Annotated in this window: 22 protein-coding genes; 18 read left to right on the top strand and 4 right to left on the bottom strand. The window is 33.2% G+C overall.

Annotated elements, in window-relative coordinates; genetic code table 11:
* Window positions 1–8: 8 nt before the first annotated feature.
* From lysA to C3729_RS03485, 8 genes are all read left to right on the top strand, one after another.
* Window positions 9–1,208: a diaminopimelate decarboxylase gene (lysA, locus tag C3729_RS03520; RefSeq protein WP_185117723.1), complete on the top strand. Its 1,200-nt coding sequence runs from the start codon at window positions 9–11 to the stop codon at window positions 1,206–1,208.
* Window positions 1,209–1,275: 67 nt separating this feature from the next.
* Window positions 1,276–1,764 carry a hypothetical protein gene (locus tag C3729_RS03515; RefSeq protein WP_104792895.1) on the top strand — a complete coding sequence of 163 codons (489 nt, stop codon included), beginning with the start codon at window positions 1,276–1,278 and terminating at the stop codon, window positions 1,762–1,764.
* A 64-nt stretch (window positions 1,765–1,828) separates the two neighbouring features.
* Window positions 1,829–2,248, top strand: a complete 420-nt coding sequence (locus C3729_RS03510) for an energy transducer TonB (RefSeq protein WP_104792894.1) — start codon at window positions 1,829–1,831, stop codon at window positions 2,246–2,248.
* 1 nt (window position 2,249) lies between these two features.
* A complete protein-coding gene (locus C3729_RS03505; RefSeq protein WP_133159934.1) occupies window positions 2,250–2,969 on the top strand; it encodes an energy transducer TonB in 720 nt (239 codons plus the stop codon).
* 57 nt (window positions 2,970–3,026) lie between these two features.
* Window positions 3,027–4,460 (top strand): tRNA (N6-isopentenyl adenosine(37)-C2)-methylthiotransferase MiaB, encoded by a 1,434-nt coding sequence (gene miaB / locus C3729_RS03500; protein WP_104792892.1) that lies wholly within the window; start codon window positions 3,027–3,029, stop codon window positions 4,458–4,460.
* 55 nt (window positions 4,461–4,515) lie between these two features.
* Window positions 4,516–5,799, top strand: coding sequence for a sigma-54 interaction domain-containing protein (locus C3729_RS03495; RefSeq protein WP_104792891.1), 1,284 nt, complete (start codon window positions 4,516–4,518; stop codon window positions 5,797–5,799).
* Window positions 5,799–6,365, top strand: coding sequence for an LptE family protein (locus tag C3729_RS03490; RefSeq protein WP_104792890.1), 567 nt, complete (start codon window positions 5,799–5,801; stop codon window positions 6,363–6,365). The genes C3729_RS03495 and C3729_RS03490 overlap by 1 nt, the downstream gene beginning before the upstream one ends.
* A 3-nt stretch (window positions 6,366–6,368) precedes the next feature.
* The gene (locus C3729_RS03485) at window positions 6,369–8,036 is read left to right on the top strand and encodes a hypothetical protein (protein ID WP_104792889.1); all 1,668 of its coding nucleotides are present in this window, start codon (window positions 6,369–6,371) and stop codon (window positions 8,034–8,036) included.
* Between the two features lie 57 nt (window positions 8,037–8,093).
* Here the strand turns inward: C3729_RS03485 and C3729_RS03480 are convergent, their stop codons facing one another.
* The 4 genes from C3729_RS03480 to C3729_RS03465 are packed head-to-tail and all read right to left on the bottom strand — an operon-like array spanning window position 8,094 to window position 10,576.
* On the bottom strand, window positions 8,094–8,702 hold the full coding sequence (locus C3729_RS03480) for a DUF4126 domain-containing protein (protein WP_104792888.1): 609 nt from the start codon (window positions 8,700–8,702) through the stop codon (window positions 8,094–8,096).
* A gap of 58 nt (window positions 8,703–8,760) precedes the next feature.
* On the bottom strand, window positions 8,761–9,129 hold the full coding sequence (gene rnpA / locus C3729_RS03475; RefSeq protein WP_069800400.1) for a ribonuclease P protein component: 369 nt from the start codon (window positions 9,127–9,129) through the stop codon (window positions 8,761–8,763).
* Window positions 9,130–9,151: 22 nt separating this feature from the next.
* A complete protein-coding gene (locus C3729_RS03470; RefSeq protein ID WP_104792887.1) occupies window positions 9,152–9,892 on the bottom strand; it encodes a ThiF family adenylyltransferase in 741 nt (246 codons plus the stop codon).
* A 54-nt stretch (window positions 9,893–9,946) separates the two neighbouring features.
* Window positions 9,947–10,576, bottom strand: coding sequence for a TatD family hydrolase (locus C3729_RS03465; protein ID WP_104793205.1), 630 nt, complete (start codon window positions 10,574–10,576; stop codon window positions 9,947–9,949).
* A gap of 101 nt (window positions 10,577–10,677) precedes the next feature.
* On the opposite strand from C3729_RS03465, the gene C3729_RS03460 reads away from it, so the two are divergent.
* From C3729_RS03460 to C3729_RS03415, 10 genes are all read left to right on the top strand, one after another.
* Complete coding sequence (locus C3729_RS03460; protein ID WP_104792886.1) at window positions 10,678–11,301, top strand: TetR/AcrR family transcriptional regulator; 624 nt, start codon at window positions 10,678–10,680, stop codon at window positions 11,299–11,301.
* A gap of 106 nt (window positions 11,302–11,407) precedes the next feature.
* Window positions 11,408–12,382 (top strand): outer membrane protein assembly factor BamD, encoded by a 975-nt coding sequence (locus C3729_RS03455; RefSeq protein ID WP_104792885.1) that lies wholly within the window; start codon window positions 11,408–11,410, stop codon window positions 12,380–12,382.
* Between the two features lie 38 nt (window positions 12,383–12,420).
* Window positions 12,421–12,741 carry a DNA-directed RNA polymerase subunit omega gene (locus C3729_RS03450; protein ID WP_069800390.1) on the top strand — a complete coding sequence of 107 codons (321 nt, stop codon included), beginning with the start codon at window positions 12,421–12,423 and terminating at the stop codon, window positions 12,739–12,741.
* A gap of 212 nt (window positions 12,742–12,953) precedes the next feature.
* Window positions 12,954–14,162, top strand: coding sequence for a bifunctional phosphopantothenoylcysteine decarboxylase/phosphopantothenate--cysteine ligase CoaBC (gene coaBC / locus C3729_RS03445; protein ID WP_104792884.1), 1,209 nt, complete (start codon window positions 12,954–12,956; stop codon window positions 14,160–14,162).
* Window positions 14,163–14,189: 27 nt separating this feature from the next.
* Window positions 14,190–15,092, top strand: coding sequence for a DUF4835 family protein (locus C3729_RS03440; RefSeq protein WP_104792883.1), 903 nt, complete (start codon window positions 14,190–14,192; stop codon window positions 15,090–15,092).
* A gap of 100 nt (window positions 15,093–15,192) precedes the next feature.
* Entirely contained in the window at window positions 15,193–16,842 is a 1,650-nt protein-coding gene (gene recN / locus C3729_RS03435; RefSeq protein WP_104792882.1) for a DNA repair protein RecN, read from the top strand.
* A gap of 49 nt (window positions 16,843–16,891) precedes the next feature.
* The gene (locus C3729_RS03430) at window positions 16,892–18,352 is read left to right on the top strand and encodes a DUF5687 family protein (protein WP_104792881.1); all 1,461 of its coding nucleotides are present in this window, start codon (window positions 16,892–16,894) and stop codon (window positions 18,350–18,352) included.
* 181 nt (window positions 18,353–18,533) lie between these two features.
* Window positions 18,534–19,241, top strand: a complete 708-nt coding sequence (locus C3729_RS03425; protein WP_069800381.1) for an ABC transporter ATP-binding protein — start codon at window positions 18,534–18,536, stop codon at window positions 19,239–19,241.
* Between the two features lie 202 nt (window positions 19,242–19,443).
* Window positions 19,444–21,051 carry a fumarate hydratase gene (locus C3729_RS03420; protein ID WP_104792880.1) on the top strand — a complete coding sequence of 536 codons (1,608 nt, stop codon included), beginning with the start codon at window positions 19,444–19,446 and terminating at the stop codon, window positions 21,049–21,051.
* 111 nt (window positions 21,052–21,162) lie between these two features.
* A complete protein-coding gene (locus tag C3729_RS03415; RefSeq protein WP_165785720.1) occupies window positions 21,163–21,435 on the top strand; it encodes a hypothetical protein in 273 nt (90 codons plus the stop codon).
* Window positions 21,436–21,719: the final 284 nt, after the last annotated feature.

Below are 21,719 nucleotides of genomic sequence, written 5' to 3'. Positions count from 1 at the left end.
TTTTTATTATGACAAATCAAGATTTGCTTCAGATTGCAGAAGAATTCGGAACGCCGGTTTATGTTTATGACGCCGATTCTATAAAATCTCAGTACGAGAAACTCACCACTTCTTTTGCGGAGAGCACTAAGTTTTTCTACGCTTGTAAATCACTCACCAATATCAACATCCTAAAATATGTAGAAAAATTAGGAGCGAATCTTGATTGTGTTTCTATAAACGAAGTAAAATTAGGTTTAAAAGCTGGCTTTTCGGCAGAGAGAATTTTATTTACGCCCAATTGTGTAGACCTTGCCGAAATAGAAGAAGCGATGGCTCTAAATGTTCATATTAATATTGATAACATCTCTATTTTAGAGCAATTCGGGACTAAATATGGCGATTCTTACCCAGTTTTTCTAAGAATTAATCCACATATTTTTGCAGGAGGAAATTACAAAATTTCTACAGGACACATTGATTCTAAATTTGGAATTTCTATTCACCAAATGCGTCATATAGAACGCGTGATGAAATCTACTAATCTTAATATTGAAGGTTTGCACATGCATACAGGTAGTGAAATTAAAGACCCAGAAGTTTTCTTGCAAGGTTTAGAAATTATGTTTGAACTTTCAGAAAGTTTCCCAAATCTTAAATACATTGATATGGGAAGCGGTTTCAAAGTTCCTTACCAAAAAGGTGAATTAGAAACTGATGTGAAAGCTTTGGGTAAAAAAGTAGAAAAAGCAGTGACTCAGTTCAAAAAAGAAACTGGAAAAGATTTTGAATTGTGGTTTGAACCAGGGAAATATTTGGTTTCTAAATCTGGGCATTTTTTGGTAAAATCTAATGTGATTAAACAAACGACTGCTACCGTTTTTGTAGGCGTAAATTCTGGATTTAACCATTTAATCAGACCGATGTTCTATGATTCATATCACATCATCGAAAACCTAACCAATCCTAAAGGAACTGAAAGAATTTATACCGTAGTTGGAAATATCTGTGAAACCGATACTTTTGCTTGGGACAGAAAATTACACGAAGTAAGAGAAGGAGATGTTTTAGTGTTCAGAAATGCAGGAGCTTATGGTTTTGAGATGAGTTCAAATTTCAATTCTAGATTGAAACCTGCTGAAGTTTTATTCTTAGATGGAAAAGCGCATCTCATCAGAAAAAGAGAAGAATTCGATGATTTATTGAAAAATCAAATCGAAGTTTTATAAATTTTAAATCAGAGGTTGTAATTCATTTACAACCTTTTTTTGTAAATTTACTATCAAATTTTAAGACATGAAAAAGTTTTTATTATTAGTGATGATGACGTTTTCTTTCGGTTTTGTGAGTGCACAATATTTGGTAGAAGACAATGATATTACAGAAAATTCTAAAGAATTTGGCAGAGCAGATATTTCATTAGATATGAATAATCCGCTAGAATTTTACAGACTAAAATGTGCGAATGCTACTTATGCACAATATATTGGCGGGGAAAATGGTTTTAAAGACAAATTATTTAAAAATCTAAAAGCTAGTCTTTCTAACAACTTATACTCTGTAAATGGAACTTTCGATTTCATTTTCTACATTGATAAAGAAGGAAATTTAAAGGATTTTGCACTAAAACCAGAAGTTCCGAATAGTAATCTTTTACAGACAGACATTAAGAATGCGGTAAAAGCAATGAATCAAAAATGGATGCCTGCAACTTGCGATGGCGCAAAAGTAGATTCTAAAATAAGGCTGAAAGTCAATTTCAGGACAGATTTATTCGATATGTAAAAAATAAAAGTCGCTTGAAAAAAGCGACTTTTTTATTTATCTTTGATGCACAAAACTAATAAACATGAGAAAATTATTTTTATTCTCACTATTCATTTCCAATATTTTTATTTTTTCTCAAGAGCAGAAAACCGAAATGAATACAGAAAGCACTAGCGTTATTTATAAGAAAGCAGAATTTCCGGGTGGTGATACAGCTTTTAGAAAAGAGTTGTTCAAAATGATCAATGCTTATATTGATATAAAAACTTATGCAGTAAATGGTGTGTTTACCTTTTCTTTTGATGTACAACCTGATGGAAAGATTAAAAATTTAGATGTAAATCCAAAAGTAAAAAACAGTGAACTTTTTATTGATGATATGCTATTTTGCATGAGAAAAGTTAAAACTAAATGGATTCCAGCTACTAAAGATGGAATGCCAATTACTTCTAATTACACTATTAAAATTAATTTTATTACAGATCATACAGAACATGAATAAGATGTTGACAAGAATTACCCTTTTATTTTCATTTATTGCTATTTCTTTACAAGCTCAGATACAAGTTTTACCTAATTATCCAGAAGGTCAAGAATTTTATAAAGGAGGTTATATGAAATTCTATGAAGACGCCCACGATTTTGTGAAAAATAACAATATTCAGCCATGTGAAAATCCCGATGAAGTCTATTTGATGAAAATTCTCGTAAATCCGGATGGAAAAGTAAATTATGTGCAAGATCCAGATGTGATAGGAGTGAAAAATAATAAGTGTGCTTTTGATTTTGGAAAGAAAATATTAGCAAATCTTAATGATTATGTTCCTGCAGAAGTAGATGGTGTGAAAACTCCAGCTCTTACTCGAATTATTTTTTATCCAAAAGAGTTGTTTGCAGATAGTAATTACATTCCCTTGAATTCCTCTTTAATAGATGCTGAATTTCCTGGTGGAATTTCTAATTACAGAAAGAAATTTATTTCTTGTTTTAATACTAATGGATTTAATTACAGCCAAAGTTTTAGATTTGTCATTAACTTTGAGGTAGATACTCAAGGTGATATTCAAAATATTTACATTGATACCAGCTTTGATAATGAAGATTTTGTGAAAATGATTGTAAAATGTGTAGTTCCTAGAAAAATAAAATTTAAACCCGCTACTTATCATGGTTCACCGATTACTTCTAGATTTAGACTACCAATTACGATAAATGTAGACTAATCTTCCTGCCATTCTGTCACAATTTTTCCTTATCTTTGCACTCAAAATATTTGAAAAGTGCAAGAAAAATATATAGACGAAACTAAACAAGGCGAAGCTTTTGCTATTGCTGAAAAACCAGAAAATTCTAAAAAATTGTTTTTAGAAAGTTACGGTTGCCAAATGAATTTCTCAGACTCAGAAATCGTAGCCTCTATTCTTAACGAACAAGGTTATAATACCACCATGAAAGTAGAAGAAGCAGATTTAATTTTGCTTAATACATGTTCTATCAGAGAAAGAGCAGAACAAACGGTGAGAATGCGACTTTCACAATTCAAAAATTTGAAGAAAGAAAGGCCTAACCTTACTGTTGGTGTTCTTGGTTGTATGGCTGAACGTCTTAAAACTAAATTTTTAGAAGAAGAACAATTGGTAGACTTAGTAGTTGGTCCAGATGCGTATAGAGATTTGCCAAATCTTTTGAAAGAAACAGAAGACGGAAGAGATGCCATCAATGTTATTTTGTCTAAAGAAGAAACGTACGCAGATATTAATCCTGTTCGTTTGGGTGGAAACGGTGTTACAGCATTCGTAACCATAACCAGAGGTTGCGATAATATGTGTACTTTCTGCGTAGTTCCTTTTACCAGAGGTAGAGAAAGAAGCCGTGATCCGCACTCAATTATTGAAGAATGCAAAGCTTTAGCTGAAAATAATTACAAAGAAATCACACTTCTTGGGCAAAACGTAGATTCTTATCTTTGGTATGGAGGTGGTCCTAAAAAAGATTTTGATAAAGCTTCGGAAATGCAAAAAGCTACGGCTGTAAATTTTGCTCAATTGTTAGAAATGGTAGCAAAAGCAGTTCCTGCAATGAGAATTCGTTTTTCTACTTCTAATCCGCACGAAATGACGGAAGAAGTTTTCCGTGTGATTGCAAAATACGATAACGTTTGTAAATACATTCACCTTCCTGTACAAAGTGGAAGTGACAGAATTTTGCAGAAAATGAATCGTCAACATACACGTCAGGAATATTTAGATTTGATTAAAAAAGCGAAGGAAATAGTTCCCGAAATTGCTTTTTCTCAAGATATGATTGCTGGTTTCTGTGGCGAAACCGAAGAAGATCATCAATTAACTCTTGATTTAATGAGACAAGTAGAATACGATTACGGTTATATGTTTGCGTATTCTGAAAGACCAGGAACTCCAGCTCATAAGAAAATGGAAGATGATGTTCCTGCAGATGTGAAGCAAAGAAGATTAGCAGAAATCATTGCTTTGCAAGGAGAATTATCCAGAAAAAGAATGAAATCTTACGTTGGCAAAAACTACGAAGTTCTAATCGAAGGAGAGTCTAAAAAAGATAAAAATCAATGGAAAGGAAGAACTTCTCAGAATGCAGTAGTGGTTTTTGACAAAGTAGAAGGACAGAATATTGGTGACTTTGTGACTGTTTTTGTTCACGACAGCACTCAAGGCACACTTTTGGGGAAAGCGATTTAAGGAAATCGTAAAGTTTTCTGAAATTTTAAAAACACTAAACCTCAAATCTCAAATCATGACAGAACTACAATCCATAAAAAATCGTTTCGGAATTATAGGGAATTTTCCCGCACTTAACCGTGCCATAGAAAAAGCAATTCAGGTGGCGCCTACAGATATTTCCGTTTTGGTTATCGGAGAATCTGGAGTTGGTAAAGAACATATCCCGAAAATTATTCATAGCGAATCTCGCAGAAAACACCAACCCTATATTGTGGTAAACTGTGGTGCAATCCCGGAAGGAACTATAGATTCAGAGCTTTTTGGGCACGAAAAAGGAGCTTTTACAGGCGCTACTTCTACCAGAAAAGGGTATTTCGAAGTAGCAGATGGTGGAACGATTTTCTTAGATGAAGTTGGGGAATTGCCTTTGCAAACTCAAGTAAGACTTCTTAGAGTTTTAGAAAGTGGAGAATTTATGAAAGTGGGTTCTTCTCAGGTTCAAAAAACCAATGTGAGAATCGTAGCTGCGACTAATGTGAACATGATGAAAGCGATTGAAGACGGCAGATTCAGAGAAGATTTGTATTATCGTCTCAATACGGTTCAGATTGATATGCCGCCTTTGCGAGAAAGAAAAGGAGATATTCATTTGCTTTTTAGAAAATTCGCCATTGATTTTGCCGAAAAATACAGAATGCCAGAATTGCAATTGACAGATGACGGCGTTAAATATTTAGAAAATTATACTTTCCCAGGAAATATTCGTCAGCTGAGAAATTTAGTGGAGCAAATGACGGTGGTAGAACAAAACAGAAGCGTAAATTCTACTAAATTATCAGAATATATTCCGATGAATGCTCAGCTTCCTGCTGTGGTTTCCAGAGGTGGAAATTCAGGGAATTCAGGAGCGGATTTCGGTTCAGAAAGAGAAATCATGTACAAAATTCTTTTTGACATGAGAAATGATTTAAATGATTTAAAATCCTTAACTTCGGAACTGATTAAGAATAGAGGAAATCAAAGTTTTTCGCATCATGAGCAAGATTTAATTGGTAGAGTTTTTAAAACTGAAACCCAACCGGTTAATACAAGTTCTATTTTGTATTACGAAGATCAACCAACTGCGCCAACTCCTAATTTTTACAATGATACCGAGGAGTACGAAAATGGGGTAGAAGACATAGATTTAGAAGAAGAACCAAAAGAAGAGTCTCTTTCTTTAATCAATAATGAGAGAGATTTAATTGTAAAAGCGCTCGAAAAACACAAAGGCAGAAGAAATAAAGCTGCTGATGAATTGGGGATTTCTCAGAGAACACTTTACAGAAAAATAAAACAATATAATTTAGAAGATTAATGAAAAGATTTCAGATTTTAAATTTCAGATTTCAAGCCAAAAATTTTAAAATTTTTGGAGTTTTATTCTTGGGTTTCTTTTCCTTGGCTTTTTTGTCTTCTTGCTATAGTTTTACAGGAAATTCTCTGAATCACGACGAAAAAACCATTCAGATTAAAAATTTTCCTAATAATGCAGCTTTGGTGAATGCCAATTTAAGTCAAGAATTTTCTATTGCCCTTCAAAATAGATTTTTACAAAGGTCTGGTTTAAAGGGAACTACGGAAAACCCTGATGTTCTTATAGAAGGTGAAATTACAGATTACAGCATTTCGCCTACTACTATTTCTACGCCAGTTACTACTGATGGTGGAAATATTCAAGCGGCACAGAATAAACTCACCATTACGGTAAAAGTTCATTACGAAAACAGTAAGTTTCCAGAAGCGAGTTTTGATAGAACGTATTCAGATGAAGCGGTTTTCAGTAGTGATTTAGATATTAATGCCATAGAAACTTCTCAAGTGAAATTGGTAAACGAAAGGATTATCAATAAAATTTTTAACGATATTGTAGCCAATTGGTAAAAGATGAATGCACGAGTTTTAGAATTGCTTCAGCGCCCAGAAAATATTTCTAAAGAAGACATTTCGCTTCTTCAGAATGAAATTTCTAAATTCCCTTATATGCAGAGTATCAGAACTTTGCATCTTTCGGCGATTTTTAATTTCGATGCTGAAAATTACCAAAAAGAACTAACCAAAACCGCAGCGTATACTACGGATAAAAAAATTCTCTACACTTTCATCAATAAAAAGAAGGAAGAAGAGAAAAAAGAATTGACGAAATTCAAGAAAATTGTCCTTGCTAAAACTGAACATGAAGTTGAAAAAACCATTGAAGAACCTGTAAATATCGTTGAGGTTCCAGAGCAAAATATCACTGAGAATTCTTCTAAAAATTTAACCGAAACGGTAGAAAAAATAGAGGCGGAAAACCCTGTAGTTACACATCCGAAAAGTGTAGTAGGTGATACCGAATTAGAAGCACCGATTCTTGACAAAAAAGAAAATGAGTTCGATGTTCTGAAAGAATTGGAGATTTTAGAAATTGAAAATCAATTGCTTGAGCAAGAAATAACGGAAGAAGAAAATGCAGAAATTGCGTTCAAAACGAGAGAAGAAGACCTTAATTTCAGTAAAGAAAAGGTTTTAGAGCATATTGATCAATCAGATGATAAGGAAATTACGTCTGTAAAACCTTCGGATATTAGTTTTAATGGTTTCGAAAGTTTCTTGCCAAACATAAAATTCACCGTTCCTTCTACTCCAAAAGAAGAACCGAAATCTGAACCAAAAGCAGAAATTTCTGCAACAATTATTGAAGAAAAACCAACTGAAGAAGAAATAAAATCTGCAGAAGTTCCATCTGAAAAAACTCCAGAATTGAACATTTCAGTACCAGAAAAAACAGAGATTATAGAGGAAAATACGGAAATGACGATTGAAAAAGAAGCGCCTCAAGAAATTAATACTCCTATTTTGAAGGAAGAAAAAGAAGAAATTGCAGAAGAAACTCATGCCGATTGGAAACCGATGAATTTTGTGATGAATCCACTTGATTCTATGATTCAAAAACCAGCAGTTTCTCAACCGAAAGCTACCGAAAAACCAGTTGAGGTAAAACCAGAAATTGCAATCACAGAAGAGAAGAAAATGGTAGAAGAAGTTGCACCAATCGAATTGAAAAAAGAGGTTTTAGAAGAAGTTATAATTGAAGAAAAACCTATTGAAAAATCTATTCTAAATACTTCTTTCTTAAAAGCTAATGTTCAAGAAAATCCCGTTCAAATTATTGAAAATCAAGTAGAAAAAGTTTCGGCGGAAGAAAATAATAGCAATGTTCCAGGTTTTGTAAATACTTGGCAAAGTTGGCTTAAAATTGATCGTTCCGGAATTAAAACTCCTGAAAATATTCCGGTAAAAGTCATCGAGAAAAAAGCAGAAATCATCGATAAATTCATTGAAGAAAATCCTAAAATTTCTCAGTTAAAAGAAGAAGTGAATTTTGTGGTGAAAGAAAAAAATGACGACATCTCACACTTGATGACCGAAACTTTGGCAAAACTTTATACCGAACAAAGATTGTACACGAAGGCAATTAAAGCTTACGAAATTCTACAAAATAAGCATCCAGAAAGAGCCGAAGATTTCAAGGCTAAAATTCAAGAAATCAAAGATTTAAAACAAGGTAAATAAAACAAAAACTCCAAGAATTTCTTGGAGTTTTTTTATTGAATTAGACTAATGATTAGATCATAAAGTTTCTTCAGATTTCAGATTTCCTCTTAATTTATTCCAGATTTTTCTTCCTAAAATAAAGACTACAATAACAAGGGCAATCGCTACCAAAAACGCAATTACGGGAGCTGCTAAAGCTAAAAAACTCATAATTCCTGCTCCTGCTGTTTCGGTGGTGGCAACTACAGAATTTCCAAGACCACCAGTTGTAGCAGTAGAAGCGGCACGTGTTCCTGCAAATCCTGAACTAATTGCGGCAGCAGTTCCGCCACCTGCAATTAATGCAAGTGCCCAAGTTGGAAACGTTCCTAAATCTGTAAATTGCGCAGCAAACATGATAGAACCTGCAATTGTAGCTAATGGAACAGAAGCGGTGTCTAATAAATGGTCAACGTACGGAATATAATAGGCTAAAATTTCTACCACAGTGGCAATTCCTGTAGTGATGAGCGTAGGTAAACCAGCCAACCAATGAAAATTTTCGTTCATGGGAATCCAACCCATGTAAGAAGCGAGACTTACAGCAAACATAGGCAAGAAAACTCTAAAACCAGAAGCTGCAGCTAAACCAATGCCGATAAATGCACTGATGAAGTAAGGAAGATAAGGAATGTTGTCTAACATTTTGTGTAATAGTTTATTATTTGTGCAAACTAAATTACAAAAAACGTGCTATTGATTTTTATTTTTTGAGAAGTTTTAAAAATTCTTCTTCTATTTCTTGATAATTTTTCGGAAGAGTAGGCGAAACGTAGAACAACATGGTTAAGGAATTTTCGCCAAATTTTTCTAAAAACTGAGCTTTATTGAGTCTGTAAACTTCGCGTAAAAGTCTTTTGATTCTATTTCTGTGAACTGCTTTTTTAAAATATCTCTTAGAAACAGAAACGCCAACTTTATGTTGAGTTGTCATGCTGAGCGAAGTCGAAGCATCTATTTGGTAAGAAATCACTCTCAAATTTCCACAAGTTTTCCATTTTCCTTTCTCAAAAAGTAAGGAAATGTCATTTTTTTGCTTGAGTTTTTCTTCTCTGGGATATTTGTAGTTCAAAATATTAAGTATAAAATTAATTTTACTCTTGATTCTTTTTACTTGGCTCTTTCAATAAATAATTAATCACTTCTGCGGCAGCATTTAAGCCAAAAAGTGCAGGCATAAAACTGATGGTTCCGTAAAAAGATTTTTTAAAATTGCTTCCATCGGTGAGTTTTAGACTTTCTTCTTTTTGAATTTCAGTAGAAAAGACACATCTGAAACCTTTGGTAATCCCTTCTTTTTTCAATCTTTTTCTGATTTGCTTGGCAAGGTAACAATTATTGGTTTTGCTTAAATCTCTTACCAAAACTTTACTTGGATCGGTTTTTCCACCAGCTCCCATTGATGAAACCAATTTTATTTTTCTTCTTCTACAAGCTTTAATCAAGGCTAATTTCGGCGAAACACTGTCTATGCAATCTAATACGTAATCAAATTGATGTTCTTCTAGAATTTCGTCCATTCTTTCTGGCGAAAGAAATTCATTAATTTTAACCAAATTAATTTCAGGATTGATGTCTAAAATTCTTTCGGCAACGATTTCTACTTTATCTTTTCCTACAGTGGAATGTAAAGCGGGTAACTGTCTGTTAATGTTGGTGATATCTACAATGTCTCCGTCTACAATCGTCATGTTTCCTACTCCTGCTCTTGTCAAAAATTCTGCTGCAAAAGAACCCACTCCACCTAAACCTACCACTAAAACTTTAGCATTTTTCAAAGTTTCTAAGCCTTCTTTTTTTACGAGCAGTTCCGAACGTTGTAACCAATCTTTCATTTTCTAATTTTATTTTTTCACGCAAAAAGCGCAAAGATTTTCTTAATCACTTAATTAAAACTGAATGTTTAAAATTTCTAAATTTTTAGAAATCTGTTCTTGTAATTTTTCTACAGAAATTTCCTTGATTTCAGCTACTTTTTGATACAATTCCGTAAGGTTAAAATCTGCATCATCTTTTTCTAAAAATATTTTTTCTAAAGGAATTTCTTTCAAAGAAGTTTGCAAAGATAAGTTGTGAAGTACAGATTTTCCAAAACTTAGATAAAAACCATGTTTCAACATTTCATCAGCAATTGCTTTTTTCTTATTAAAACCATGAATAATCATTGGAACTTTTGCAATTTTTTGAAAAGGAATTAATTCTTGAAATCTCTTTACACAATGAATGATAACCGGTTTTTGAATTTGATTTGCCCAAATAATTTGCGCTTCGAAAACTTTTTTCTGAAGATTTTCATCGATGTTTACTAATGCATCCAAACCACATTCGCCAATGGCTAAACATTTTGGATTTTGAGAAATGATTTTTAGGTTTTCTAAATCATTTTCCCATTGTTCATGGATGTTTTGCGGATGGATTCCTACCGAAAAATAATGCTCAGGAATTTTTTCTTCTGGTGTAGAATTATAAATTCCGTAAGCGATTTGTGGGTTATGATGATGGAAGTTGAAAAAATTCATATTCAAAGATATGAAATCGGTTAAAAATTTAAACAAAGTATTAAACATTTGTTTGTTTGAGAAAAAGTTTTTTATATCTTTACTTTTCAACAAATTAGAGAATGAAGAAAAAATTTACCGAAAAGCAAATTCATATTCTAGACATCGCGGAAGAGCTTATTGCGCAGAAAGGTTTTGAAGGGACTTCCGTTCGTGATATCTCTGCTAAAGCGAATATTAACGTGGCGATGATTTCTTATTACTTCGGCTCTAAAGAGAAAATGATGGTAAATCTTTACCAATATAGAGTACAGAAAACCAGAGAAACATTTGCTGAATTTACCCAAACCATAAAAGACGGAAAACCAGAGATGCAACTCAAAGAAATTATTAATTTCGTAACTAAACAGTTATTTAAATTCAATTATTTTCATGGTTTTGTAACTCAAGAACTCAGACATCAAGATAGAGTGAAAGATACGTTGCTAGAATTCTACCAAACGTTTACCAAAGTTCTGGAAGATGTAGTGCAAAAAGGTATTGTAAGTGGCGTTTTTAAAAGAGCTGCAAAATCAGAAGATATTGTTTCTACCATCATTGGAACCATCGTATTTACCATTAGAAATAAAAATTATTACGAAATTTATCTAAAAGGTAACGACGAAGATTACCTAGCTAATGCCGAAAAAAAACTGAAAAACCATCTCAATCTTTGTGTTTTCTCGCTTTTAGGATATCAAATTTAACCTTATTTGCGTTAAAGTATCTTAAAATAAATCTTTTGACAAAAAAAGTTTTATTTTTGCAAACTGATAAAGGGAACATTATAGAAAGATTTCCTTACTTTTATTTATGAAAAAAATATTCTCATTATTCGCAATCGCTTTTTTGCTTTTGTCTTGTAACAAACAATATGATTTGGCAATGAAATCTGCTGATAAAGATTTTATCATGAAAGTTGCCAATGAAAAATACGAAAAAAAGAAATGGACAGACGCTCTTGCGCTTTACGAAAGATTAACCAATCTCGTTGCAGGAACGGATGATGCTCCAGAAGTAGTTTATAAATCTGCGTATGCTAATTACTACGACAAAAACTATAAACTAGCAGCGCATCAATTCAAGAATTTTTCGGTTACATTTACCAATGATCCTAGAAAAGAAGAAGCAGCTTATATGTCTGCATTGTGTTACTACGAAGGTTCTATGGATTATAACTTAGACCAGAGTAATACAACTTCGGCGATTAATGAATTACAAGAATTTTTAAATAATTATCCAAATTCAGAAAAAGCAAAAAACATCAATGATTTAATTGATGAACTGAACTATAAATTAGAGTTCAAAGCTTATGAAAATGCAAGACAATATTTTAAAATGGCAGATTACAAAGCAGCTACCATTGCTTTTGAAAACGTTTTAAATGATTTTCCTGCAACTAAACTGAAATCAAAAATCTACGCTTATATTTTAAAATCTAAATCAGAATTGGGTATCAATTCTATTTATGACCTTAAAAAAGAAAGATTAGAAAGCGCTATCGCATTTACCAGACAAGTAGAAAGAGAATATCCAAACTCAGATTTAAGCAAAGAAGCTCTTGATATCAGAGCAAAATTGGAAAAAGAAGTTGTAGAATTTGCGAAATTTCAAAAAGAAGTAGAAGCTAGAAAAGCTGAATTTACAGAAAAACAAAAAGCAGCTGAAGCTAAAGAAGACGCTAAAAAACAGGTTAAAGACCAGCAAGAAGCGAATAAAATTAAAATTGATAGTGCGAAAATTAGCACACCAGAACCAGGTGCTACTTTCAAGATTAGAAGAAATTAATTATCTTTGCAAACTAAAATAAAAATAAATCACTCAAAATGAGCGTAAAAGATACAAAAGCAGAAGTAAATACCATTACTTACGATAGAGATAAAATCGAAGAAAAAGTAGGTTCTATCTACGAAGCTATCGTAATTATGGGAAAAAGAGCAGAACAAATTAATGCTGAAATTAGAACAGAACTTCACCAAAAATTAGACGAATTTGCGGTGCACAATTCTACTCTGGAAGAAGTTTTCGAAAACAGAGAGCAAATTGAAATTTCTAAAAACTACGAAAGATTACCGAAGCCTACATCTATTGCCATTAGAGAATGGTTAGATGACGAAATTTATTTCCGTAGAACCGAAGAAAAATAAACGATATTCGTTAGGATAAAAACAAAGTCACAGAATTTCTGTGGCTTTTTTTGATGAGTTTATGTTTGAAAATCTTTAGATTTTCAACTTTGCAAGCTTTGTTAATTAAAATGCCTTTAATAATGGTAAATGATACAGATTCTTTGTGTTTAAAATAACCAATAAAAATTCAAAAAAAAACCATAAATTCGTTCAGTTAAAATTCTAATCATATGGCTCTAAAAGGTAAAAAAATTCTATTGGCAATTTCTGGCGGAATTGCAGCCTACAAAATGAATTACCTTGTAAGAGATTTTGTAAAAAAAGGCGCAGAAGTAAAAGTTATTTTAACACCTTCTGCTGAAAATTTCGTTACAAAAGTCACCCTTTCTACGCTTTCTAAAAATGCAGTGTATTCTGATTTTTATGACCAAAACGGAACATGGAATTCTCATGTAGAACTCGCACTTTGGGCCGATGTATTATTGGTAGCACCTTGTACTGCAAATACTTTGGCTAAAATGGTTCATGGGATTTGTGATAATTTGGTAATTGCTACTTATATGTCTGCAAAATGCCCCGTTTTCATAGCTCCAGCAATGGATTTGGATATGTATGCACATCCTTCCACCAAAGAAAATTTAGAAAAAGCAGAAAGATTTGGTCATCATATTATTCCAGCAGAATTTGGCGAATTGGCTTCTGGTTTAGAAGGTCAAGGAAGATTAGCAGAGCCAGAAACTATTTTACAAAAAATAGAAGATTTTTTTACTCAACCTTTGCCTCAGTCTCATTCTTTAAATGGAAAAACCGTTCTCATCACAGCAGGACCTACGTATGAAGCAATTGACCCTGTTCGTTTTATTGGCAATCATTCTTCGGGGAAAATGGGATTTTCGCTTGCTGAAGAAGCGGTAAAACGTGGCGCAAAAGTGATTTTAATTTCAGGGCCTACTTCACAGAAAACAGACTATAAAAATATTGAAATTCATAGAGTAACCTCGGCGAAAGAAATGTACGATGAGGTCTTTAAATACTATGAAAAGGTAGATGTTGCAATCGCAAGTGCTGCTGTTGCAGATTATGCGCCAAAAATCGTAGCTAAAGAAAAAATAAAAAAATCTGAAGAAGAATTTACCATAGAATTGGTTAAAAATCCAGATATTTTGAAAACGATGGGCGAGAAAAAAACGCATCAGTTTTTGGTAGGTTTTGCCCTTGAAACTCAGAATGAAGAAGAAAATGCCAAAATCAAATTGCAGAAAAAAAATCTGGATATGATTGTGCTTAATTCACTTCGTGATGAAGGTGCTGGTTTCCAAAAAGACACCAATAAGGTTAAAATTTTAACGCATTCAGAACAAAAAGAATTTTCTCTGAAATCTAAAGACGAAGTGGCAAAAGACATTTTAGATTTTGTAGAAACTCAACTTAAGAAATAAATTTTTTAAAAATTCGTTTAGAATTCAATGAAAAAACTACTTTACATATTTGCACTTTTACTGCTTTCTCAATTTAGTTTTGCGCAAGAGCTGAATGCTCAAGTTCAGATTAATTACCAACAAATTGGCGGAAGTAACGTGCAACTATTCAGAACAATGGAGAAAAGTCTGAAAGACTTCATTAATAAAACCAGTTGGACTGGCAAAAAATTTCAGAACTACGAAAAAATAAAATGTAATTTTTCAATCATTCTTGCCGAAAAAAGTGGGAATAATTATAAAGGAACTTTGGTGGTTCAGTCGGTGCGTCCTGTTTATGGAACGCAATATGAAACGCCGATTCTTAATGTTAATGACACCAATTTTTCTTTTGAATATTTAGAAAATCAGAATATGGTTTTTAACGAAAGACAATTTTCGGGGAAAAATTTGATTGACGTGATGAGTTTTTATGTCTACCTTATTTTAGGTTACGATGCAGATACGTATCAAATGAAAGGCGGAACTCCATGGTTTGATAAAGCGATGCAGATTACTCAAAATTCTCAAAATCAGAACTATATGGGTTGGTCTCAATTAGAAAGTCCAAGAAATAGAGGAGCGCTGATTTCTACGATTTTGTCTGAACAAAATTCTACGCTTAGAAATTTCTACTATAATTATCACAGAATGGGCTTAGATAATTTAGGAAAACAAGACCAATTTTCTACGAAACAAACCATTGCAAATGAGATTTTGAGACTTAAATTCTACGAAAGCAATTTCCAGATGAATTATCCTTTTAATCTCTTTGTAGAAAGCAAAAAAGACGAAATTTATAACATTTTCGATTCCAATAATAATGGAGGTGTAGACATGAATCAGCTAAAAAATTTGATGAGTTTATTCTCTCCAAAAGATATCGACACGAAGTGGAATAAATGGAAGTAAAATGAATCTTAGAGCTACGCTTTTGTGGTTTGAATTTTCTGAAATTTACACTATTTTTACAGGCTGGAAAACGCAACTCAAAATAAGTATTCTTTAAATAATGTTATCAAGAATTTATATCCAAAATTTTGCATTGATAGACCAACTTGAAATCAATTTTAAGAAAGGTTTACAAGTGATTACCGGCGAAACTGGCGCTGGTAAATCTATTATTTTGGGTGCTTTGAGACTTATTTTAGGAGAGAGAGCAGATTCTAAAAGCATTTCTGACTTCTCAACGAAAAGTGTAGTTGAAGCGGAATTTAAAATTTCTGAATCTTTGAAAATTTTCTTTGAGGAAAATGATTTAGATTTCGAAGAAGATACCATTATCAGAAGAGAAATTTTACCTTCTGGGAAATCTAGAGCTTTTGTGAATGATGTTCCAGTAACTTTAGATGTTTTGAAAGAACTTTCTGAGAGATTGATTGATATTCATTCTCAGTTTGAAACTTCTCAATTGTTCAGCGAAGAATATCAGTTTAAAATTATCGATGGGCTTTCTGAAAATAAAAATTTGATTGAATCTTATCAAAGTGATTATTTTGAATTTCAAAGAAAGCAAAGAGAACTAGAGAAACTGAAAAATACACTTTCCGAAGGAAATAAAGAGAGCGATTACAAGTTGTTTTTGTTGGAAGAATTAGAAGCAGCGCAATTAGAAACGGTGAATTATGAATTGCTACAGAGCCAGATTTCTTTAGCCGAAAATAAAGGTGCGATTTCTGAATTGCTCGCTCAAATTTTTGCCAGAACAGACCAAGAAGAAGTAGGTTTGTTCGATGGTTTCTATGATGTAAAAAACAAATTGAGCAGAGTTGCAGACTTGTCTTTGCAGTTTTCTGAGCTCAATGCAAGATTAGAAGAAAACTATGTAGAGTTCAAAGATATTCTCTTTCAGTTGCAAAATGAAGCCGAAAAACTAGATGCAAATCCTGAAGATTTATTGGTTTTACAAGAGCAAAATGATAAAATCAATGCACTTTTTCTAAAGCACAAGGTTTCAGATATAGATGATTTGTTGAAAATCAAAGAAGAACTTTCTTTAGAAAAGAATTCTTTTGAAGATATAGAACATAAAATTGCTCAGTTAGAAAAAGAAATTGCTGAAGCTTCTCAGTCTTTGCTTAAAAAAGCTGAAATTTTATCTAAAAATAGAAAACAAACGGCTCCAGTTTTTGTAGAAAAAGTAGAATTACTTTTACATCAATTAGGATTAGAGAAAGCTAAAGTAGAAGTGGAACTCTCTTCAACGAAAGAATTCGGTAAATTCGGAACGGAGAAAATTCAATTGCTATTCCAAGCGAATGCCGGATTTGCCTTGAAACCGATTCAAAATGCTATTTCTGGTGGTGAAAGAAGCAGAGTGATGCTTTCGATTAAAAAACTCATGGCAGAAAATGCAGAACTTCCTACGCTTATTTTAGACGAAATAGACACAGGTGTTTCTGGTAGAATTGCCGATGAAATGGGCAATGTAATGCAAGAAATGGCAGAAAATATGCAGTTGATAGTCATTACTCACCTTGCACAAGTTGCAGCGAAAGGAAATGACAATTATAAAGTGCAAAAATCTGATATTGAAGGAAAAACCCAAACCAGAATTTTCCCACTTAATCAAGAAGAAAAACTTACAGAAATTGCGCAATTGCTTTCTGGAAGCAAGATTACAGATGCCGCTATTCTTCAGGCAAAAGAACTCATGCAATAAATTTTGTAACGAAAATATAGTTTTAGAAACTAATGATTGAAAAACGATTATGTTTCTAAAATTTCTACAACTTGAACTCAAAAGTTTTGTGAGAAGTCCGCAATTTGCTGCGGGAATCTTAATGAAAATAGGAATGCTGTTTATGTACGCATATTTGGCGCTTATTTTTGTAGGCGGAGCTATTGGTGTGTATTTCGGAGCGAAAAAAGTAGCTTATGAACCGATTCAACTTTTCAGCAGAATTTTCTTAGTGTACATTGCCATCGATTTGCTGTTGAAGTATTTTATGCAGCAACTGCCTGCGGAAAACATCAAGCCATTCCTTACTTTGAAAATTTCTAAAAATCAAGTGGCAGGTTACACTTTGGTGAAAATTTTAGTTTCGTTTTTCAGTTGGGCGTTTTTACTTTTTGTGATACCATTTGCAGCGCTTTTAATTTTTAAAGGAAATCTAAATGCAGTAACCGTTTTGCTTTATTTCGCAGCGTGTATTTCCATGGTTTTTATCAATACGTTTGTCAACACCATTATCAATAAAAGTGATAAGTTGATGTACAGCCTTTTCGGATTAATGGCAATTATTGGTGGATTGCACTACTTTGAAATCATAGATGTTTTGGCGATTTCTGAGCGTATTTTCTACGGATTGTATCAAAATATTGGCTTCTTTATTATTCCGATTGTTGTATTGCTGGTTTTGGCGATTTATACTTTCTCTTTCATCAAAAAGAATTTGTATCTAGACAGAGGTTTAGAAATGAAAAAAGCGGCAGGAAAAACCGAAAACATTGCTTTCCTCAATAAATACGGGACATTAGGAACTTTTATTAACAATGATATTCGATTGATTAAAAGAAGTAAAGCTGCGAGAAGTGCTTTAATTGGAGGAGTTTTATTCCTTTTTTACGGGTTACTTTTCTTTAGTAAAGGTTACAATACCAGTTTCATGCAAGTTTTTCTAGGAATTTTTGTAACAGGCGGTTTTAATTTTATGTTCGGACAAAGAGTTCCAGCCTGGGACAGTTCTTATTATCCACTGATGATGACGCAAAATGTTCCTTACAAAGATTTTCTCAAAGCAAAATGGGCGCTTTTTGTAATTGCCATTTCGGTTTCTATGATTTTAGCAGTCGGTTATGCATTCATCAGTTGGGAGTTTTATTTTACCATTTTTGCGGCAGGTTTATATAATTTAGGAGTAAACTCTTACCTCACTTTATTGGCGGGAGCTTACAATAAAAAACCGATTGATTTAAACTCTGCTTCGAAAGGTTTCACCAGCGGACAAAACAATTTCAACATTAAAATTCTTGTTCTTTTGTTGCCACAAATGGTTTTGCCAATGGCTGTTTTCGGAGCGATGAAATATTTCTTCGGAATGACTCCAGCGGTTATGAGTTTAGGAATTCTAGGATTGATAGGGTTTTTACTTCGAGATAAAATTTTCAACCTTATTGTAAAAATCTACAGAACCGAAAAATATTCTACCATCGCGGCTTTTAAAAAATAATGATTAGAATTTGGGCGTGCCTTTTTTCCAAGCTTTCTTACAGAGCCAATGCGAAAAAGTCGGTCTACACTTCCAATCTTTTTTTACAAAAAAGGATTTCCAGTTTCGCCCTCACGCAAAATCACAACCAAAATAAATATACCAATTACCAACTACCAATTACTAAATACCAATTACTATCATGATAAACATTCAAAATATTTCTAAAATTTACGGAACCGCAAAAGTGCTTAACATACAAGAACTTACTATTCCCAAAGGCGAAACTTTCGGTTTGGTAGGAAATAACGGAGCAGGAAAAACCACGCTCTTTAGCTTGCTTTTAGATTTAATTGAACCTAGTTCAGGAAGCATTCAAATTGATGGAATTCAAGTAAATAAGTCAGAAAATTGGAAAAATAAAGTTTCTGCATTTATAGATGACAGTTTCTTAATTGGTTATCTTACTCCAGAAGAATATTTTTACTTTTTAGGTGAGTTGCGCGGACAAAACAAAGCTTCTGTAGATGAATTTCTAAAACAATTCGAAGATTTATTCAATGGCGAAATTCTCAACGCTAGAAAATACATCAGAGATTTATCGAAAGGAAATCAGAAAAAAGTAGGAATTGTAGGCGCTTTAATTGGCAATCCAGAAATCATTGTTTTAGATGAACCTTTCGCTAATTTGGATCCTTCTACACAGATTAAACTAAAAAATTTGATTAAAGTGCTTTCTCAAAATGCAGAAGTTACCTTCTTGATTTCTAGCCATGATTTGGCGCACACTACAGAAGTTTGCAATCGAATTGTAGCCATCAATAAAGGAGTCGTGGTAAAAGATATTTCTACCAATTCTGAGACCTTGAAAGAATTAGAAGAATATTTTGCCAGTCAAGTAAGTTTATAGACTAGCTTTTTTTTAAGAACCAACCCTTTCTGCGTTTTTTGCTTTTGCATAGAACGCAGAAAGGGTTTTTTGTTTTAATACTCGCAATATTATCTTTCCTTTATTTGATTTATTTCGTAAATTTACACTTCAATTTTGAAGATGAAAGAGAAGGTTTTTAGCTTCAAAAATCGTAAATCAAAAATCGTAAATCAAATATAAAATGGACTTTATTTACCAAGATCCGTATCCAATTCTAAAGGATGACACTGTTTATAAAAAACTCACTTCAGATTACGTAAAAGTAGAACAATTAGGTGATAGAGAAATCTTAACCGTTGACCCAAAAGGTTTAGAACTTTTGGCAGAAAAAGCAATGGAAGATGTTTCTTTTATGCTTCGTTCTGAGCATTTGGCAAGTTTACGCAGAATTATAGATGATCCAGAAGCTACTGATAATGATAGATTTGTGGCGTATAATTTATTACAAAATGCAGCGGTTGCCGTGGAAGGAGCATTGCCTTCTTGCCAAGATACAGGAACTGCAATTGTGGTAGCAAAAAAAGGAGAAAATGTTTACACTGGAGTTGATGACGGAGAATTTTTAAGCCGAGGAATTTTTAATACCTATAAAAATAGAAACTTAAGATATTCTCAGATTGTTCCTTTAAGCATGTTCGAAGAGAAAAATTCAGGTTCTAATCTTCCTGCACAAATTGATATTTATGCGAAAAAAGGAAATTATTACGAATTTTTATTCTTAACAAAAGGAGGAGGTTCTGCGAATAAAACTTTCTTGTATCAAAAAACAAAATCTCTTTTGAACGATAAATCTTTAGAAGAATTTATCCGCGAAAAAATTATGGATTTAGGAACAGCAGCTTGTCCACCTTATCACTTAGCTTTGGTTATTGGTGGAACTTCTGCCGAAGCCAATTTAGCAGCGGTGAAAAAAGCTTCTGCGAAATATTATGACAACCTTCCTACAGAAGGAAATATGGCTGGTCAAGCGTTCAGAGATTTAGAATGGGAAAAAAGAGTGCAAGAAATTTGTCAGGAATCTGCAATTGGAGCGCAATTTGGAGGAAAATACTTAACCCACGATGTTAGAGTAATCAGATTACCAAGACACGCCGCTTCTTGCCCAGTTGGAATGGGTGTTTCTTGTTCTGCAGACAGAAATATCAAAGGTAAAATTACCAAAGACGGAATTTTCTTAGAACAATTAGAAACCAATCCAGCGCAATATTTACCAGAAACAGCTCCTCATTTAGAACCAGCTGTGGAAATAGATTTGAACAAGCCAATGCCAGAAATTTTGGCGGAATTGTCTAAATATCCAATCAAAACTCGTTTAAAACTGAACGGAACTCTGATTGTTGCAAGAGATATTGCTCACGCAAAAATCAAAGAATTATTAGATGCTGGAAAACCAATGCCAGAATATTTTAAAAATCACCCAATTTATTACGCAGGTCCTGCTAAAACTCCAGAAGGAATGCCAAGTGGAAGTTTCGGGCCTACAACTGCGGGAAGAATGGATGTTTATGTAGACGAATTCCAGAAAAATGGTGGAAGCATGATTATGCTCGCTAAAGGCAACAGAAGCAAAGATGTAACCAATGCTTGTGCTAAATACGGCGGTTTCTATTTAGGTTCTATTGGTGGTCCTGCTGCAATTTTAGCGAAAGAAAATATTCTTTCTGTGGAAGTAGTAGATTTCCCAGAATTAGGAATGGAAGCGGTAAGAAAAATTGAAGTGAAAGATTTCCCTGCGTTTATCATTACAGATGATAAGGGTAATGATTTCTTTGCAGCTTTGGCTCATTAATGAAGAAAATGTAAATATTCGGTGGAGATTTAACAGTATGCGACAAAATTCAATAAAAAAACTTTTGTCGATTAAAAAAATGTTATATTTTTGCCTAAAATAATAGAAATTATGTTTTTAGCAGGATTTTGGCCAGTTTATCAGTTCCTTTGGACCGTTTATTTTATCGTAATGTTCCTCATAGGATTTTGGTGTATTTTCATGTTCTTTGGAGTAGTGATTCCAATGTGGTTAACTGAAGGTTTAGCTGAATATTTCGGAAAAACTAAGAAATTTAACCCAGAAGACATCAGAAGAAAAACGCTTCTAGAGCAAGAAGGTGTAGAAGTTATCTACAACCAACCAAAAGGAGACGGGCCTTATTTACACGCTGGTCATCATTAATTGAGGTGACATTGCTTTTCTCCCTGAATTTGAGAAAAGTAATATCAAAGCAAAACAAAATATATTTAAAATCTGTTCAGTTTTCTGAGCAGATTTTTTTTATTCCCTTCTTTTAGAGGGGCGTCAAATCTTTGATTTGACGGGGTGTTTCTTTAAGAGCAGGAAAATTTGAATTTTTTTGAAACTTCAGTCCCGATTTCCGCTGCAATCTTTTTTGTTCACATTTCGACTCCGCTCAATGTGACAAAAAAGGATTTTAGCTGCAAACCAAACGAAGTGGTTCG

Origin of the sequence: Cloacibacterium normanense (genome assembly GCF_002943105.1) — a bacterium.
Taxonomy (GTDB): domain Bacteria; phylum Bacteroidota; class Bacteroidia; order Flavobacteriales; family Weeksellaceae; genus Cloacibacterium.
Note: the sequence above shows the minus strand (reverse complement) of the source record. Positions and strands in the feature narration are given on the sequence as shown.